The sequence below is a fragment of the Rossellomorea sp. GQ25 genome (assembly GCF_059758515.1).
This window is the reverse complement of the sequence record NZ_JCAXEQ010000002.1, coordinates 797,019-813,606: the sequence shown is the minus strand read 5'-3', so window position 1 is coordinate 813,606 and position 16,588 is coordinate 797,019. Positions and strand designations below refer to the sequence as shown.

Here is a 16,588-nt window from a genome sequence, read left to right as displayed (position 1 = left end):
TTATTTCCAATGACCTTTGTATAATGAAAGAAGAGAGGATGAGAATGAATGTCGAAAAAAGAAGTGATCATCATCGGTGGAGGCTTGTCAGGAATCATGGCTGCCAAAACGTTAATGGATAATGGTATAACGGATTTCATCATCATTGAAAAGAGTAGAAGTGTCGGAGGGAGACTCGCCACAAGGCGGATCGATGAAGGAAAAGCGGATCACGGCGCGCAATTCTTCACGGTGCGCTCCACAGAACTTCAAAATGACGTTGAGAAATGGCTTCAGGCTGGCTGGGTCAAAAGGTGGTTCGGCAATCCCTACCCGCGATACACCTCCGTCAATGGAATGAACGCCCTGGCCAAAAAACTGGCCGAAGCACTTCCTATAAAGCTCAACACAAAAGTTTCCTCCATCCGTGATGAGAGGGACGGACCTCTGGAAGTGGAACTGGATAATGGTGAAAAAATCATTGGGGAACATATCATTGTAACGGCCCCTGTACCTCAGAGCCTTAAACTGCTTTCTAAAATCGAGAGCACGGAGCTGAACACTATCACGTTCGCTCCATGCTTTGTAGGTATGTTCACCTTTGATAAGGAGAGCATCGTACCTGCACCGGGACATAAGGACGAACAGTTGCCCCCGGGAGTAGAACGGGTGGTAGATCATCACAAGAAAGGAATTTCTTCTACAGTAACGGTGAGTGTGTATATGACGGGAGCTTGGTCTAAGAAGCGCTTTGACCTTGAGGACGACACCATTTTGGGTGAAATTCAGAAGGTTGCAGAACTTCATCTCGGAGAGGGAAATCAAATAGTTGATGCTCAATTGAAACGTTGGAAATATGCTGAGGCAGAAGAAGTCGTTCGCTCTCCTTATGTGGAACTTGGAAGGCATCAGCAGGTGATCGTTTGTGGAGATGTTTTTTTAAGAGAAAAGGATGAAGCAGGACGAACACGGTTTGAAAGTGCTTATTTATCTGGGATTTCAGCCGGAGAAAAAGTGGCAGAAAAGCTGAAGGGATCATCATCATTGGCATGATCCGTGAAAGGGTGATTGTGGGAATTCAGTATAACCACCATATCATCAAGAAACACTAGAAGAGTACATAAATTCAATGATAAGAAGAGGAAATGAAATGAACATACAACTAAAGCAAGCGAACCCTGACCATCTCGACACCATTATGGACGTTTACTTGAGATGTAAAAAAGATCTGGATGAAAAGGGATTGCTTCAATGGAATGATCACTACCCAAGCCGTGAATATTTTGAAGAAGAATTGATAAATGGAAATCTTTATGTATACATGATAGATGAAAAAATAGCAGGATCCGCGACCCTGAATGAATGGCAGTCCCCGGAATGGTCCGAGATTCCGTGGAAGCTTAAGAACGAGTGGGTGATTCATGCATTGTTTCTTGATCCCCTTCAGCAAGGAAATGGATTGGGTAAAGTATTCATGGAGAAGTGTAAAGAGCTCGCTCGTGAAAGAGGATTCGGGAGCATCCGGTTAGATGCTTATTCAAGAAACACGGGGGCTAATTACCTTTATGAAAAAATGGGCTATGAGTACCGGGGATCGGTCTATTTCACTTCTAAACCAGAGGGGCATCAGGAATATCGCTGTTATGAGAAAGCACTGACTCTTTAAGATTCAATCCTTGTTCAAATGTACTAAGGAAAGAAGGAAAGGATAAATGGTATACTTAAAGGTACAGTATGCGCTGAATAAGAAAGCAGGGAAGCGATTATATTGACACCGATTTTGGATGAGGCGAGGGCCTTCATTAAGCAATGTTATCAGGAATTAAATAAAAGCGACACTGACCTGATGCTCCGCTTACAACAAATAGAAGATGAACTCAGAGCAGAAGGAACCTATACTCATACGACAGAAGAGCTTGTGCACGGAGCCAAGATGGCGTGGAGAAACAGCAATCGCTGTATTGGCCGGTTGTTCTGGAATTCGCTGAACGTGTTTGACGAACGGGAAGCGTTGACGGAGGACGAGGTGTTCGGAGCGTTAGAGCGCCACCTTGACTATGCTTCCAATAATGGTAGAATCCGTCCGACGATTACCATCTTCAGACCCTCTCAGCCACATCAGCCTGACATCCGAATATGGAATCATCAATTGATCAGATATGCTGGATATGTTGAGGATGGGCAGTATGCAGGGGATCCACATTCCATCGATTTTACGAAGAAATGCGAGGAGCTCGGCTGGAAAGGGAAGGGGACTCACTTTGATGTCCTGCCTTTCGTAGTGCAGATCGGGGACGGACCTCCACAATGGAAAGAGATTGAAGCTCGACTTAGGTTGGAGGTTCCTCTCCGTCACCCTGAATTTGACTGGTTCCAGGATTTGGGGTTGAAGTGGTATGGAGTTCCGATCATTTCTGACATGGAATTGAAAATTGGGGGCATCGCATATAAAGCAGCTCCGTTTAACGGCTGGTATATGGAAACGGAAATCGGCGCACGGAACCTTGCGGATGAGAACCGCTATCATCTTTTGCCGAAAGTAGCGAGCTGTATGGGGTTAGATATGTCGAGAGCGGCAACTTTGTGGAAAGATAAAGCGCTGATCGAGTTGAATATCGCCGTACTCCATTCCTTTAAAGAAGACGGAGTCAGCATCGTGGATCATCATACGGCTGCTCAGCAATTCCGCTTCTTTGAAGAAAACGAGAAGAGCGCTGACCGTGATGTAACCGGGGATTGGACATGGTTGATTCCGCCTGTATCGCCGGCAACGAATCATATATTTCATAAAGAGTACGACAATACGTGGAATTCGACGAATTATTTCTACCAGGATGCGCCTTATTAAGGAGAGCTGTTTTCTGTTTCGTACAGAAAGCAGCTTTTTTAAAACGTAAAGGGCGGGCGTTTGGACACTTCATAATATTGAAACCAAAACCTGAATTCATCAAATAAAACAGGACCATCGAATGTGAAATTCTCAAAGAAATCTTCAAGCAATTCTGCGTCAGCATCATCCATAATACCGGTCACATAAAGAGGCGTCTTGAATCGTTTGTATAGATCCTCATATCCATAAAAGCTAAACAGATCTTCCAATTGTTGTTCGTTCATCATCTTCACCTTCCTTACTAGTAGGATTTCTCTATCTTGTAAAAATATCCATAAAAAAACAGCAGCGGAAGGAGTCCGTGCTGTTTGTCTATTGTTTCAATTCGGTATAAACGACCAGGTGCTTGCTGTAGTTTCTTGAGGAACGGTCAAAGTCACCTGTGCAAGTTATAAGGTTAAGGGTGCTTGCGTGAGAGTATCCTAAGATCGATTGAAGAGAGGCGTGATCCCATGGATATTCATTCATATCTGTCACGACGAAGATGCGTTTTTCGCCTACTTTATTAGTGACGATGATTTCATCACCTTTTGAAAGCTTGTTAAGATTATAAAAATAGCCGGTCCTTTTCGACTGTCCACATGGCCGCCGATGACGGCATTTCCTGATTCCCCCGGCTTGTATCCACCTTGATACCAACCGGTCTTCTCAAAGCTTTCCGTTACAGCCATTTCCCCGTTTTCTTTTAACGACAGCTTCTACTGGTGCCGATAAATCGATTGCAGGGTTTTCAATGGTCGTTGGCACGATTCCGCTTCGCTCATCTTTAATGATCGTATCCGCAAATGGGGAAGGGGAAGTGGTGGTACTCGCCATTTGAGCTTTCGGCTTTTCCCCTTGCTTTTCGGTTGTTTGCGTGGTCGCTTTTTCCTCTTGATAACTTAACTCCTGCAGAACAAGCAGAAATGGGCAATAGTACAAGCACAAGTAGTACAACCCTCATAGTATACATTATGTGAAGCCACTCCTTTCATCTTCACACTGGGGGACGGACCTTAATAGGTCCGTCCCTCTCATCTTTTAAAATTATTTTTTGTGTGTAGCGTATTTTTTCATTTCTAGTGTTGTTCAAAAGATGAGGCACTTCGCTGCAGATAAGTCTTCAGTATTTGCATTCAGGGCACCAACAGAAGAATCGAAATCTTCTGATCCGTCAATCCCGTTTTGCATTGCCATTGTTGCAAGGGCAGCTTGGAATTGATTACAAAAAAATCCCCCAAACAAATGGGGGATATCTTCTTCTTATTTTACTTTTTGTAATTTGTGAATCACGGATAGAGAGCGTCCTGTTCCGATTGCCACTGATTCTAGCGGGTTTGGAGCCAAGTGAACAGGTACGACGATTTCCTGGCTTAACCAATCTTGAAGTCCATTCAGAAGTGCTCCGCCACCAGTTAAAATCACACCACGGTCCACAATGTCCCCACTTAGTTCAGGAGGACAATTTTCCAATGTCGCACGGATCGTTTCTAAGATGTGAAGAAGAGACTCTTTCAACGCATCTTGAATCTCATTGGATGATAGTTCGATCGTTTTTGGAAGACCAGTCACCAAGTCACGTCCACGAATATCCATCGTTCTTTCTTCATGGTCAATCAGTGCTTGACCTACTTCGATTTTCACTAATTCAGCCGTTCTTTCACCAATCAGGAGATTGTAACGTTTGCGAACGTACTGAACGATATCCTCATCCATTTGGTCTCCGCCGATACGGATCGTGTTACAGGAAACAACGCCACCATAAGAGATGATCGCTACTTCCGTTGTTCCACCACCGATATCAACGATTACGTTGGCAACAGGCTCGCCTACAGGCAAGTCAGCACCGATGGCAGCAGCTACAGGTTCTTCAATAAGGGTAACGGATTTCGCGCCGCTTCCTCTCACGGCATCCTGAATCGCTCTTCTCTCGACACTTGTAGCACCAGAAGGAGTACAAACAACAACCGTTGGCTTGCGGATAGAGAATCCAAGTTTTTTACTCGCTTTTTTCATCACTTGTTTTAACATTTCAGTTGTCACGTCAAAGTCGGCAATCACACCATCTTTAAGCGGGCGTACTGCTACGATTTTTCCTGGCGTTTTCCCGATCATGCTCTTGGCTTCGGTTCCAACCGCCAATACCGTTTTATTCTCTGTGTCGATCGCGACCACAGAAGGTTCATTAAGTATAATTCCTTTATTTTTACTGTATACAAGTATATTTGCAGTTCCTAAATCAATACCAATTTCAGAGTTTGATAACATCAATATTCCTCCAACTTTAATAATTCTAGACAGTATAACCTTCTATACAGTATAGGAGATTTTTGAGGGTTATGAAGGTGGAGATATTTACCACCGACAAATTGTTACAAAGTATGACAGAAGTGAAAGCGTTTTGAAAAAAGCAAAAGTGTATGATGGAGGGTTTTTATATACCTGTTGGGGTACGTGGGGGCAGACCTTGATTCTTTGTTCGTTAAAAAAATTTAAACGTTCTGTAATATAGATGGGGATGTTTGGAGTAGTCGAATGGTGGTGAAGGGATCGTTGCGGGTGCGGGGATGGTCCTATGGGATGGTGCTTAGGTGAAAATGGAGGGGCAGGATGTGAGGTGGGACTCTTGAAGCAGATTAGCGTATTTCTTTTGATTACGATTGTATTTGGATATTCCCTTTTATCTTGGTGGAATCGCAATGCGAACGACCGATACGCCGTCAATATCAATCATTCTATCAAACAAAAAAATGCCCCACTAAGAGGCATTTTTCCATTATCAAAGCGTAAATCGCTCCAATTCTTTTTTCATTTCTTCTGTCATTCCGTTCAATTTTCCTACTTGTTCATTCATTTGCTCGAAGTACCTCAGCTGCTCTTCTGTAGATGAAGAAATTTCTTCAGTCCCGGCAGCCGTTTCCTCTGTGATCGCCGAGATGTTTTCAATGGCTGCAATCACCTGGTTGGTACGCTCATTCGAAGCATGCATGCCATTCTCAAGTTGCACTAAATTTTCATAAATTGTTGAAACATTTCCGGAGATTTCTTTAAACGCATGCTCTGTCACACTCATGGAGCCCACTTGCTGAGTAGAAAGTGATTTTCCCTTTTGAGAAGCTTCCATAATAGAGTGGATGCCATTTTTGATATTTCCGACCATGTTACTTATTCGCTCGGTTGCAACAGATGAGTCTTCTGCCAGTTTTCGGACTTCCTGGGCAACGACGGCGAATCCTTTTCCTGCGTCCCCGGCTCTGGCTGCTTCGATTGCTGCGTTTAGTGCTAAGAGATTTGTTTGATCGGCAATTTCCCTGACCGCATGGGAGGCATGTTCAATTTCACCGGTATATTGGGCAAAAGATTCGATGGAATCCATGATGGATGAAGAAGATTCGGCGATCATTTCAGCAAATTGCTGCTGCTTATTTAAGGATGCTCGTCCATGCTCAACCGAATCTAATGCCACTTTACTGCTAGCGGATGATTCTCCACTTTGTCGTACATTTTTGGCAAAATCATCACCCATCAGAGACATGAAAGCAGCCGTTGATTGGATGTCTTCTGAGATGGATTGACTTCCTTTGGCCAATTCTTCGGTCGAAACCGCCACCTGGTTGCTGCTTTCTGCCAAACTCGTCATTTGTGAGCGTACATCCTGAGTGAACTTCTCTACATTTGATCCGATATCATGGACGGATTGAACTGTACTCCGCAGGTTCAGAACCATATGGTGAAAAGCCGTTTGGAGTTTGTCCACTTCAAATTTACTGTTTTTCTCTTTAACCGATTCAACTGAAATCGTTAAATCACCATTGGCCATCTTTTCAGCGTTATCCACCATTATGTTTAAAGGCTTCACAATTCGTTGTGTCAGTAAGGTAGATGCTGCCATAGAGAGGATGATGGTTAAGATAAATCCGATCACTGACACCCATACAATAAATTCAATTTGCCTCTTGTTTTCTTTTAATAGGTTTTGATACCAATCATTTGTTTGTTTAGTTAATAGATACATATCGTTCAGGACTCCAGAGATACGGATTGACTGGCGCTTAATCTCCGCTTTGTTCATTTCAGTGAGAGCTGCATCTGAGGCAGTCTTCAAATCTGTGAATTTAGTCTCGATGGATGAAAGGGTTTCTTGCTGATTTTTAATTGTCAAAAGCTTTTTCAAATCTGAGATCTGCGAAGAGGTTTCTTCCAGCATACCTTCTACCATTTGTTTGTTTTCTGCTGTTGAATTGACGGAGTAATTGGATAGTGCTTGCTTTGCCACAATCAAATCTCCCCGCAATGTCTCTGTTTCAAGAAGCACTTGTACATCTTCATTTGCAGAATTTTGAAGAGAAATCAATTGAGAGACGATGTACCCAATGATAATCGTCGAAAGGATAAGGGGGATAAGTCCCAAAATCAGTAAACGTTTTTTTAATGCCATGAGAATACTCCTTAGATGAGATTTATTGCAATTTAATTGTAATGTCCCCAGAGATGATTTTGTTTTTAGCATCTTCTAGTTGTTTGGTTTCTTCAGGAGACAAGCTGGTGACACGAATGGGGGCTAATCCCACTCCATCTTCCTTGAGACCCAGCTCATAGCCTTGTTGAGTTATTTTTTGATTTGAAATGAGTTCTTTTGTAACGTTGAAAACCGCGTTATCCACTTTTTTGACCATGGACGTGGCAACCGACTTTTCGGCAATGAAGTATTGATCCGAGTCGACCCCTCCAGACAAAATGCCTGCTTTTTGCGCAGCCTGAATCGCTCCCACTCCTGTAAAACCAGCGGCAGGATAAATAAAATCTGCGCCTCGTTTCATTTGGTTCTCAGCTATTTTCCCGCCAAGCTCAGCGTCACCAAAGTTGTCGGCGTTGTCTTTCAATATCTTTATGGAAGGATTGATGTACTGAGCTCCTTGTTCAAACCCTTTTTCAAATCGTTGAATAACAGGAACATCGGCTCCACTAATGAATCCAATCGTGTTGCTTTTTGATTTCATAGCTGCAACCATACCGAGAAGGAAGCTGCCTTCATGTTCTTTAAACGTAATGGATGTGATATTATCCACATCAGAGAAACCGTCTATCAATAGAAATTTCTGGTCAGGATTTTCTTTTGCAATCTTTTCAATCGCATCTTGAATCGAAAATCCAAGGCCGATCACAAGCTCATGCTTCTGATCGACAAGCTCCTGAAGTGCTTCTTCAAAGTTCCCGTCAGGTGCTTCTCTATAATCAAATAAAATACCTAATTCATCCCTGGCCCGTTCTAATCCTCTAAATGCTGAATCGTTAAACGATCCATCTCCAAGCCCTGTGTCAGAGAGAAGGATTCCAATACTCTGCTGCTTTTCTATACTCGCTTCTTCCGTCATGGGTGTGGAACATCCCGCCACAACAAGCATGACAAGAAGAAACATGCTGATTATTCTTTTCAAAACGCTACCTCCAAATAAGTCAATGTTGAGACATTTCACATGTCCGTACTTCTGTATTATCGGAGGGACGGACCTATTTTGAAGGGGAGGAGGGAAAAAAAGTGTTGTGGGAGTGACTGGAGTTTATGGAGTGAGTGGTTTGGATGATGGTTATCGGACATTGGTGTTTTTTTGATTGGCAATGATATTTGGAAATTTACAATTGTCTGGGGGGAATCGGCAACTAAAATGGAAAATTACAATTGTCTGGGGGGAATCGGCAACTAAAATGGAAAATTACAATTTTCTCGGGTAGAATCGCTATTGAAATAATCGGAAAAGGGGGAGGGGATGGATTTTGGACAGAAATGAGAAGCATTTTAGGAAATTACATTTTATCGGCAAAATTTTCGATATATCAGCGAAATCGTATTATCAGCGAAACTCCACATATTTCAGCGAACGGCTGATTCCCCGTCTTAATTAAGACTATGAATTCTCGTACGTTAATAAGCGGCAGGAGAACGGAATCCAAGATAACGGCGAAAATCCCATTTTAACGGCGAAATTCTAAATATAACGGCGAACAGACAACTTTCAAGTTCTTTCTCAACAAAAAAAGAGATGCTCTCATCAAGCATCTCCCATTCATCAATACGCTTTACGGAAAAACTCCGCAAGTTCCTGACTATGTTTTTTACGGGCTTTACGGTGTTCGGCACGGTTCTTGGCGGTTTCGTTCAGCCATTTTTCTTCTTCGGTTTCCGGTACGACTTCCGCAATGACGGCTGGTTTATTGTCTTCTAAAGCAACAAAGGTCAAGAAGGAGATGGCAGCCACATTGGTTTCTCCTGTTAAAAGCACCTCTGAAGTGACCTTCACACAAACCTCCATGGAGCTGCGTCCGGTATACGTGACCATCGCTTCCAAAGTCACAGCATCCCCGACTTTGATAGGCTGCAGGAAGTCAACGGAATCTGTTGAAGCCGTTACCACGGGCTTGCGGGCATGACGGGTAGCGGCAATGGAGGCCACGTCGTCTATATAGGCCATCAGTTTTCCACCAAACAATGTACCATGATGGTTGGTGTCGGGTGGAAGAACGTGGGTCGTTTTACTTGTTTTCGTTTCTTTCATTAACTTTTTTTCTCTCAATGAATTCACCTTCCGTTGTCAATGTGAAAAAATATTGCTACCTTATACTATTCACTAAAGGGGGTCAGAAGAAACATAATTGCGAGAAAAAGTTATAGAAATATACTAATGATAATGGCCGTTATGAAGCTAGCCAGTGTACCAGCTACGATGGCCTTCAAGCTTAACTTAGAGACTGTTGGACGCTGTGTCGGCTCTAAAGAACCCAAGCCAACAATCAATTGACCGATCGAAGACAGGTTCGCAAAGTTACAAAGAGCAACGGAAAGAATCGCAACAGTCTTCGGTGAAAGCTCGCTCATCATTCCTGATAGTTCTTTGTATGCGACGAATTCATTCACAGAAAGCTTAGTCCCGATGATGGAGGCAGCACGGAACGCTTCATCCATTGGTATACCGACTAATAAAGCCAGTGGATAAAACAGGTAGCCGAAGACCGTGGAAAGACTCATATCGACAGCACCCAGTAATCCGTTGACGAGAGCGAGAATTCCGATAAAGGCGATGAGTAGTCCACCAATATTGATGGCCAGCTGTGTACCACTAAGGGCACCTTCTGAAATAGCTTCAAACACATTTGTATGTGTGGTTTTTCCTAATGAAATATCACCATTCGTCTTGGATTCTTCTGTTTCAGGTTCGATGATTTTGGCAATCACAAGAGAGACGATTGGTACACTAAAGACGGATAGAAGAAGAAATTTCATGTCGATTCCCATCAATGAATATCCGATTAATATCGCACCACTTGCTGAAGCTGTTCCCCCGACCATCACGGCAAAAAGTTCAGAACGTGTCAGTTTTATTAAATAAGGTTTAATCAATAGGGGAGCCTCTGCTAAACCAAGAAAGGAATTTCCAATCGCATTAAACGATTCAACCTTTGTTGTCCCAAGGATTTTACCCAACCCTATTCCGATATATTTTACAAAGAACGGGATGATGCGTAAGTAATATAGTGCTGAAATGAGTGCAGAAATAAAGATGATAGCACCTAGAACATTGATGGCGAAAACGAATGAAATATTCGTACCTTTTTCAAAGAATCCCCCGAACACGAACATGATTCCTTCATTGCTATAGTCGATGACTTTCTGTACGCCCAAGGCAGCTTTTTTCAAAATGGTTTGTCCGAATGGGACTTTTAATACAAATAAGACAAGCAGGAACTCCAGACAGATCCCGATGATGATCGTACGCCATTGTATCGCTGAGCGGTTGCTGCTCAACAGCCATGCTAAAAATAGAACTCCAAGTAATGATAAGACGCCATATACTAAACTCACAATACCAATCCCCCAACCTGTAATCTTCAACGAATTCTCAAGTTTACGTCGTATGATGTCAGACCTCTCAAAAAATAAAAAAAGTGCATGAAGACATTCTCTAAAAAATAGGGAAAGTCTCCATACACCAGTAGCATATAGAAAAGACTTTCCTTATAGTCCGGCACTTTACGGCTGCCAGGTAGAGACTTATGGTCCATATCACCATAGATATATAAGGAATTCGTATGAAGTTGATTTGAAATATGTTTTCTACTCTATCACACGTCTGAATACCATCACAATAGTTTTTTAAAAAGAAAAGCATGGAAAAACGTGGTGATTCCTTTTTACTATTTTTAACAATATTCCAAAAATAATAGTTTACTAGTATAACATTTGGGGAACTTTCGCAAACACATGTATAAATATGAAGGGAAGAGGATGCATGTTTGAAAGTGGTTTGCTATTTACACTATTGTCCTGTGTGTTCATTATGGGATCTGATTCGAAAGTTCACAGGATTCTAACATCCCGATTATCGTCGTATTATTGGTTGGGGTGTTCTCAAAACGCATCCCTGCTTTAGCCGCCAAAACAGTGATCATTCTTCACGTGTTCACGTATTATATGCTTGTATGGGAACAGGCGGATCTATTTGGATTCTCTATCAATGTTAACTTTATTCATATATATGGAATCCTGTTTGTTTCAGAGATTGTGTTGATGGTAGCAATCGGCTGGTGGAAGCCGTTTGAAAAAGCCATATGAATATCGATACAATCCAAAGGTGGATATGATGCCGAGGAAATACAGCATCTTTTCACCCATCGGACTGGCCTATGAATCAGGTGTCATTTCACCCTATTTCTGGCCTGCAGCTGGAGGATTAGTTGTCGTAACCACCGGCCTTAACTTCTGGTCACTAAAAAGCTGGAACAAGAAATACCAAGCCTACCTGCTCAAAAACAAACCATACAAACTAAACCGGACCAAAAAATACTCCCTGCAACAAAACCTGAATCCGATCTACTCTTCGAAACTGCTGGAATAAAAAAGAGGGACGGACCTTCATTCCTATGACCAGGTCATAGGAATCGAGGTCCGTCCCTCTCTAATATCTTCTTATTTTGTACGTTCTAATAGGTTTGCAAGAACGTGTTTTTTGTAGGATTCTACTTTGCGTTCTTCGTAGCGGCGTACTCCCGCTTTTTTTAGTTCTTCTACGTACCAGCCTTTGCTTCCGATATGCATTGAAATAAACATCCTTTCTTTGCGTGTTATTGGGTGGAATCTCCGACTAACTCTTAATGAGCTACGTTAAGATTGCTTACGGTTGTACATTGTAACATCTCATTTTTAATGAAAAAAGGGGGAAAAGGGAATTTTTTGGATTCATCCTTTTCTGAAAATTTTTTTGTGGGAAATGAAGAGTCTTCAGACAGCGAGTTCAACCTTGGTCTTTCTACAGATCTTGGTCTAAATACAATGCCTCAGTCTGACGAAGAAGGTTTTAATTTAGGACTGTAAAAAGAAAAGGGAATGATCCATTGCGGATCATTCCTTTTTTAATGAACAGCTTTCTTCAATTCCAGTTCTTCTTTTTCAAAGCGCTCGAACATGATGAAGAAGAGTCCCGCACTCACTAGAGCAAGGATCGACAGGATGATAAACGTCCAATCATATCCCACATAAAGCGATAGAGTGATAGATAGAGGTGCGATCGTTCTCGCAACTGTGAAGCGCAGACTGGCTGCGGCAAAGTACTGCCCCCGCATATGATCCGGAGCAAGCTTTGAAACGAAGCTTTGCTGGATACCGGCTGTCATGAGCTCCGCGAATGTGAACACAGCCATGCTAATAACGAACATCCAGACTGAGCTCGTTTGTCCAAACATAAAGATTGAAACGGCGTAGATGACAGAGGATAGGATGAACACATTACGCTCACGGAATTTCGTGATCCATCTCGTGATGACCACTGTAAGAAGGGCAACCAGGAATCCATTTTCAGATAAAATTAACCCGAATACCTGTTCACTCACAAGGGTCAATGACCAGTCCCCGAAGCTGAACAATGTGGCCTGATCCATCACATCTTTAATATATACGGGAATCAGCAGGTCCAGTTGCATAAACGTTTGACCCACGAGAATCCCGGCTAAAATAAATAATAAAAACGTTTTGTCTTTAAAAATGACGCTATAATCCTTCATCTGATCAGATATCACACTATGCCAGACTTTCTTTTTTCCTTCTGTCACTAATAGCTTACTAGTGTCTCGAGGTGCTGTTTCTCTCGTCATTTTATATAAAAGAAGAGCTAAGAGCATGCAAATAAGCGCAGCGGCAATTAAAAGCTCGAAGCGGTAATGAACATAGAAGATCCCGCCAAGTATCGGTCCGACCACGACGGCAATATTAATGGATGTGTAAAAGACGGCAAACACATGACTGCGGTCCTTTTCATCCACTACATCGGCGACCATCGCCTGACTTGCCGGCCAATAAAACGACCCAAATACCCCTACCAAACTAAAACAGATAAAGCCGATCATGGCTGAATCGAGCCAAGGCGAACTGGCAAGTCCAAAGATTAAAAAGGCAAAGCCTTGTCCGAATGCAGAGAACACCATCATTCGCTTACGCCCAAAGCGATCCGCGCAATAGCCTCCCATCAGATTCGCGAGTACGGCGAATACCTGTGAAAGAACCAATAATAATCCTGCCGTTTGCTTTCCGAATGACTCTGTAAAATAAATCGTCAAAAACGGAAAGAACATCCAGAACGTAATGTTGATCGCTGCTTCCCCAAACAGCCGGACCTTTAAATTACGGTCCCAATCCCGAATCCTCATCTATATTCCTCCCCTCATGAAACGCTAGATGAACTAGAATATCATAGCTCGATAGGACAAAATAAACAAGACTGATTTACTGGTATTTACAAAATATTTACTCATGAAGAAGTGCCGTCTAAAGATACCATTTTCTCCTTTCTGAATACATTAAAAGTATTGAATGGAAAGGAGCGGTGGGTGAAGTGATCGATAGGCTTATCCTTGTTACTGGTGCATGGACGCAGGTAATCGGAACGGTGATTGCAGCAATCGGAGAAACCATGGTCCTACAAGAAAAAAGAAACAGTCAAGAGCCTCTCGGGTTTCGTTTAGTCTCCATCGGAAACGGATTTGAAGCAGCAGGAAATGCACTTCTGGGGGTGGGAGCGGAAAAGCTGTCTGACGGTTCGTTTGGAGAAACGTTAAGAGTGATCGGTGGTTGGATTCAAGCTTCAGGAAACGTAACAAATGTTGCAGCAGCTGAACTCCAATTCGCAGGAAGAGAAGAGGAAGGATTGAATCTTGATATATTTGGAGACACTGTCCAATCCGTGGGGGCAGGACTGGAAGCATTTGGGGCCACGTTGAGTACGCGCGAGTTTTCAGATCTTCTGGCAGCCGGAAATTCACTTCAATCCCTTGGTGCAGCAATTGAAGCGATAGGAGAAGTATATACTTTAAAGGAAATGGAGGATATCGGATTGCAGATTACCGCATTCGGAAGCTATGCCCAGGCAGCGGGAGTGACGATTGCAGCCATTGCGTTGACGAAGCAGTATGGGTAGACGATTTTGACCCCAGGGGTAGGAAAAGTGATGGGTTTATATTGAAAATGGGGAGAAAGTGACCTAGATCCTGATTATTTCGTAGTTAGATAGGGTCAGGAGGATGGATGAACTTGTCACATTCTTGAGAGTACTGATTAATTGCGTCAATTCGGAGGGTTATTGCGTCAACATAAAATTTTATGCGTCGTTTTCGGATTTTATGCGTCAAAATTTCAATTTATGCGTTTTTCAACAAATGTACCCAATAGACCGAGCGCTCAGTCAACAATAACTATTGACCAATCCCCCTCCCAAAATAAAAATCCCAAAAGGCAGCCAAACCACCTTCTGGGATTCCTACAGCTAAATCTTAAAACGCCCAACCGCCATCGCGGAATACTGCTTCAGTCGAGCCGTCTACTTTCACTCCATCAATGTTCATTTTGTCAGAACCGATCATGAAATCAACGTGAGTGATACTGTTGTTCAAGCCGTTTTTCTCAAGTTCTTCTTCACTCATTTTCTTTCCGCCTTCGATACAGAATGCATAGGCATTTCCGATCGCAAGGTGATTTGATGCGTTCTCATCGAATAATGTGTTGTAGAATAACACATTCGATTGAGAAATTGGGGATTGATGGGGAACCAGGGCGATTTCCCCAAGGTAATGAGATCCTTCATCTGTATCCACTAGGCGCTTCAGGATTTCTTCGCCTTCTTCAGCCTTTACATCCACAATACGACCGTTTTCGAATGTAATCGTAAAGTTGTCAATTACATTTCCACCGTAGCTAAGGGGTTTCGTGCTTGATACTGTTCCGTTCACACCTGTTTTTAATGGAACCGTGAATACTTCTTCCGTTGGCATGTTCGCCATGAAAGTGGTTCCTTGTTCATTCACACTTCCAGCTCCTACCCACAGGTGACCTTGAGGAAGCTCGATCGTAAGGTCCGTCCCTGGTGCCGTGTAGTGTAGCTTTTTGTAGTTTTTGTCATTCAGGTATTCCACTTTTTTGTGAAGGTTTGCGTCGTGATCCTTCCATGCTTGGACAGGGTCAGCCTGGTCGGCACGGACTGCTTTAAAGATGGCATCCCATAATAGGTCCACTTGCTCTTTTTCAGAAGCATCCGGGAATACTTTTGAAGCCCAATCTTTAGATGGAGCGGCCAATACGCACCAGCTTACTTTGTCCGATTGAATGAATTGACGGTATTTGGACATTGCTTTTCCAGCTACTTTTTGGAAGTTTGAGATACGATCTGGGTCGACCCCTTTTAGCAAATCAGGGCTTGAAGATACGATACTCATGAATGCAGCTCCGCCTTCAGCAAGCTCTTCGACTTCTCTTGCTTTCCACTGAGGGAACTCCTGGAATGCTTCGTCTGGAGCAAGATCATATTTCGTACGGTTCACCACATCATCATTCCAGTTAACGTATACATGTTTAGCCCCAACTTCGTAGGCTTTCTTTACTACTAAGCGGACAAACTCTGCCGAATCGATGGAAGTGTTGATGACCAGGGTTTGACCCTTTTGAACATTGACGCCCACTTCAACAGCCAGGCTAGCGTATTTCTCAAGATTTTGTTGGAAATTAGACATATGTATTCTCCTTTTTTCAGAATGTTCTATTACATTCTTATTGTATCAGTGCCTACACCGTTTGCAAGTGTTTACACCCATCTTTCTATCGTATGCGAAAGAACGGAAAAGTATTTGTTTGCTACACGATGAAAATGAACGTTCTGTGGCATCCAAACAAGAAACATAGCGAACCAAGGGGCAACTATACTATAATGATTGAAGCAATACTCCAGATAAAAAAGGGGGAAGAAACAGTGCCGTGGAATGTCCTTTTATTACGAATGTCCGCCATCTATGGGTTTATTGGAGCGTTTCTCGGATCTCATATGGCAGGAGCCGGATCATATGCATTTAAACCGATTCACGCTCATATTTTGGTAGTGGGCTGGTTAAGCTTATTTGCATATTCTTCCTATTATCGTTCCTATCAAGTACCGAAATCTTCAAAACTGGCATTTGCTCACGTATGGACGGCAATTATCGGTTCGATCGGATTAACCGTCGGAATGTGGATGTACAACTTAAATCCATTCAACCTGCCAGGGAGCTTCACGATGGTCTTCTATATAGTAGGAGGAAGCACGTTATTACTCAGCTTTTTCCTATTCGTATTTATGACATTTAAATATAGTGAGAGTAAGAAGTAGGAGAGGGGCCTGTTTTCAGTTGGAAAACAGGCTTTTTGGTATGAGTGGTGAGTGATTTGTGGAT

At 42.8% G+C, this 16,588-nt stretch carries 20 protein-coding genes and 1 riboswitch; of the genes, 7 read left to right on the top strand and 13 right to left on the bottom strand.

Annotated elements, in window-relative coordinates; all coding sequences use genetic code 11:
* The first annotated feature begins 48 nt into the window (after positions 1–48).
* From AC6CIB_RS09860 to AC6CIB_RS09850, 3 genes are all read left to right on the top strand, one after another.
* The gene (locus AC6CIB_RS09860) at positions 49–1,032 is read left to right on the top strand and encodes an NAD(P)/FAD-dependent oxidoreductase (RefSeq protein ID WP_498280115.1); all 984 of its coding nucleotides are present in this window, start codon (positions 49–51) and stop codon (positions 1,030–1,032) included.
* Between the two features lie 97 nt (positions 1,033–1,129).
* On the top strand, positions 1,130–1,645 hold the full coding sequence (locus AC6CIB_RS09855) for a GNAT family N-acetyltransferase (RefSeq protein WP_498280113.1): 516 nt from the start codon (positions 1,130–1,132) through the stop codon (positions 1,643–1,645).
* 102 nt (positions 1,646–1,747) lie between these two features.
* Complete coding sequence (locus tag AC6CIB_RS09850; protein WP_498280111.1) at positions 1,748–2,827, top strand: nitric oxide synthase oxygenase; 1,080 nt, start codon at positions 1,748–1,750, stop codon at positions 2,825–2,827.
* 38 nt (positions 2,828–2,865) lie between these two features.
* Here AC6CIB_RS09850 and AC6CIB_RS09845 read toward each other — a convergent pair whose 3' ends face one another.
* The 10 genes from AC6CIB_RS09845 to AC6CIB_RS09800 all read right to left on the bottom strand — a co-directional run bounded on the left by AC6CIB_RS09845 (position 2,866) and on the right by AC6CIB_RS09800 (position 10,706).
* A complete protein-coding gene (locus AC6CIB_RS09845) occupies positions 2,866–3,096 on the bottom strand; it encodes a hypothetical protein (RefSeq protein WP_498280109.1) in 231 nt (76 codons plus the stop codon).
* Between the two features lie 85 nt (positions 3,097–3,181).
* Positions 3,182–3,385, bottom strand: coding sequence for a class F sortase (locus AC6CIB_RS09840; protein ID WP_498280561.1), 204 nt, complete (start codon positions 3,383–3,385; stop codon positions 3,182–3,184).
* A complete protein-coding gene (locus tag AC6CIB_RS09835) occupies positions 3,367–3,540 on the bottom strand; it encodes a class F sortase (RefSeq protein WP_498280589.1) in 174 nt (57 codons plus the stop codon). Before AC6CIB_RS09835 ends, AC6CIB_RS09840 begins: the two co-directional genes overlap by 19 nt.
* Positions 3,518–3,796 carry a hypothetical protein gene (locus tag AC6CIB_RS09830; RefSeq protein ID WP_498280107.1) on the bottom strand — a complete coding sequence of 93 codons (279 nt, stop codon included), beginning with the start codon at positions 3,794–3,796 and terminating at the stop codon, positions 3,518–3,520. The genes AC6CIB_RS09835 and AC6CIB_RS09830 overlap by 23 nt, the downstream gene beginning before the upstream one ends.
* A gap of 141 nt (positions 3,797–3,937) precedes the next feature.
* Complete coding sequence (locus AC6CIB_RS09825) at positions 3,938–4,093, bottom strand: hypothetical protein (RefSeq protein ID WP_498280105.1); 156 nt, start codon at positions 4,091–4,093, stop codon at positions 3,938–3,940.
* Between the two features lie 18 nt (positions 4,094–4,111).
* The gene (gene mreBH, locus AC6CIB_RS09820; protein WP_034761217.1) at positions 4,112–5,116 is read right to left on the bottom strand and encodes a rod-share determining protein MreBH; all 1,005 of its coding nucleotides are present in this window, start codon (positions 5,114–5,116) and stop codon (positions 4,112–4,114) included.
* A gap of 511 nt (positions 5,117–5,627) precedes the next feature.
* Positions 5,628–7,286, bottom strand: coding sequence for a methyl-accepting chemotaxis protein (locus AC6CIB_RS09815; RefSeq protein ID WP_498280103.1), 1,659 nt, complete (start codon positions 7,284–7,286; stop codon positions 5,628–5,630).
* A 22-nt stretch (positions 7,287–7,308) separates the two neighbouring features.
* A complete protein-coding gene (locus AC6CIB_RS09810; protein WP_498280101.1) occupies positions 7,309–8,286 on the bottom strand; it encodes a BMP family lipoprotein in 978 nt (325 codons plus the stop codon).
* A 630-nt stretch (positions 8,287–8,916) separates the two neighbouring features.
* Positions 8,917–9,420, bottom strand: coding sequence for an acyl-CoA thioesterase (locus AC6CIB_RS09805; protein WP_498280099.1), 504 nt, complete (start codon positions 9,418–9,420; stop codon positions 8,917–8,919).
* Positions 9,421–9,512: 92 nt separating this feature from the next.
* Positions 9,513–10,706, bottom strand: coding sequence for a NupC/NupG family nucleoside CNT transporter (locus AC6CIB_RS09800; protein ID WP_498280097.1), 1,194 nt, complete (start codon positions 10,704–10,706; stop codon positions 9,513–9,515).
* Positions 10,707–10,842: 136 nt separating this feature from the next.
* Positions 10,843–10,944, bottom strand: a riboswitch (purine riboswitch).
* 302 nt (positions 10,945–11,246) lie between these two features.
* Here AC6CIB_RS09800 and AC6CIB_RS09795 point away from each other — a divergent pair.
* Both AC6CIB_RS09795 and AC6CIB_RS09790 read left to right on the top strand, forming a co-directional pair.
* Positions 11,247–11,456: a hypothetical protein gene (locus AC6CIB_RS09795; RefSeq protein ID WP_498280095.1), complete on the top strand. Its 210-nt coding sequence runs from the start codon at positions 11,247–11,249 to the stop codon at positions 11,454–11,456.
* Positions 11,440–11,739 carry a hypothetical protein gene (locus AC6CIB_RS09790; RefSeq protein ID WP_498280093.1) on the top strand — a complete coding sequence of 100 codons (300 nt, stop codon included), beginning with the start codon at positions 11,440–11,442 and terminating at the stop codon, positions 11,737–11,739. The genes AC6CIB_RS09795 and AC6CIB_RS09790 overlap by 17 nt, the downstream gene beginning before the upstream one ends.
* A 71-nt stretch (positions 11,740–11,810) precedes the next feature.
* Here the strand turns inward: AC6CIB_RS09790 and AC6CIB_RS09785 are convergent, their stop codons facing one another.
* Together AC6CIB_RS09785 and AC6CIB_RS09780 are read right to left on the bottom strand one after the other, a co-directional pair.
* Positions 11,811–11,939, bottom strand: coding sequence for a YflJ family protein (locus AC6CIB_RS09785; RefSeq protein WP_079530789.1), 129 nt, complete (start codon positions 11,937–11,939; stop codon positions 11,811–11,813).
* Positions 11,940–12,253: 314 nt separating this feature from the next.
* Positions 12,254–13,543 (bottom strand): MDR family MFS transporter, encoded by a 1,290-nt coding sequence (locus AC6CIB_RS09780; RefSeq protein ID WP_498280091.1) that lies wholly within the window; start codon positions 13,541–13,543, stop codon positions 12,254–12,256.
* 185 nt (positions 13,544–13,728) lie between these two features.
* Here AC6CIB_RS09780 and AC6CIB_RS09775 point away from each other — a divergent pair, with 185 nt between their 5' ends.
* A complete protein-coding gene (locus tag AC6CIB_RS09775) occupies positions 13,729–14,310 on the top strand; it encodes a DUF6944 family repetitive protein (RefSeq protein WP_498280089.1) in 582 nt (193 codons plus the stop codon).
* Between the two features lie 352 nt (positions 14,311–14,662).
* Here AC6CIB_RS09775 and AC6CIB_RS09770 read toward each other — a convergent pair whose 3' ends face one another.
* A complete protein-coding gene (locus AC6CIB_RS09770) occupies positions 14,663–15,895 on the bottom strand; it encodes an aminopeptidase (RefSeq protein WP_498280087.1) in 1,233 nt (410 codons plus the stop codon).
* 236 nt (positions 15,896–16,131) lie between these two features.
* Here AC6CIB_RS09770 and AC6CIB_RS09765 point away from each other — a divergent pair, with 236 nt between their 5' ends.
* Entirely contained in the window at positions 16,132–16,524 is a 393-nt protein-coding gene (locus AC6CIB_RS09765) for a hypothetical protein (RefSeq protein WP_482631037.1), read from the top strand.
* The last annotated feature ends 64 nt before the right edge of the window (positions 16,525–16,588 follow it).

Bases quoted from the DNA above. Each gene is read 5' to 3' on its own strand.
- AC6CIB_RS09815 (WP_498280103.1), bottom strand. From the start codon at position 7,286: ATGGCATTAAAAAAACGTTTACTGATTTTGGGACTTATCCCCCTTATC.
- AC6CIB_RS09860 (WP_498280115.1), top strand. From the start codon at position 49: ATGTCGAAAAAAGAAGTGATCATCATCGGTGGAGGCTTGTCAGGAATC.
- AC6CIB_RS09785 (WP_079530789.1), bottom strand. From the start codon at position 11,939: ATGCATATCGGAAGCAAAGGCTGGTACGTAGAAGAACTAAAAAAAGCG.
- AC6CIB_RS09855 (WP_498280113.1), top strand. From the start codon at position 1,130: ATGAACATACAACTAAAGCAAGCGAACCCTGACCATCTCGACACCATT.
- mreBH (WP_034761217.1), bottom strand. From the start codon at position 5,116: ATGTTATCAAACTCTGAAATTGGTATTGATTTAGGAACTGCAAATATA.
- AC6CIB_RS09770 (WP_498280087.1), bottom strand. From the start codon at position 15,895: ATGTCTAATTTCCAACAAAATCTTGAGAAATACGCTAGCCTGGCTGTT.
- AC6CIB_RS09780 (WP_498280091.1), bottom strand. From the start codon at position 13,543: ATGAGGATTCGGGATTGGGACCGTAATTTAAAGGTCCGGCTGTTTGGG.
- AC6CIB_RS09835 (WP_498280589.1), bottom strand. From the start codon at position 3,540: ATGGCTGTAACGGAAAGCTTTGAGAAGACCGGTTGGTATCAAGGTGGA.
- AC6CIB_RS09845 (WP_498280109.1), bottom strand. From the start codon at position 3,096: ATGATGAACGAACAACAATTGGAAGATCTGTTTAGCTTTTATGGATAT.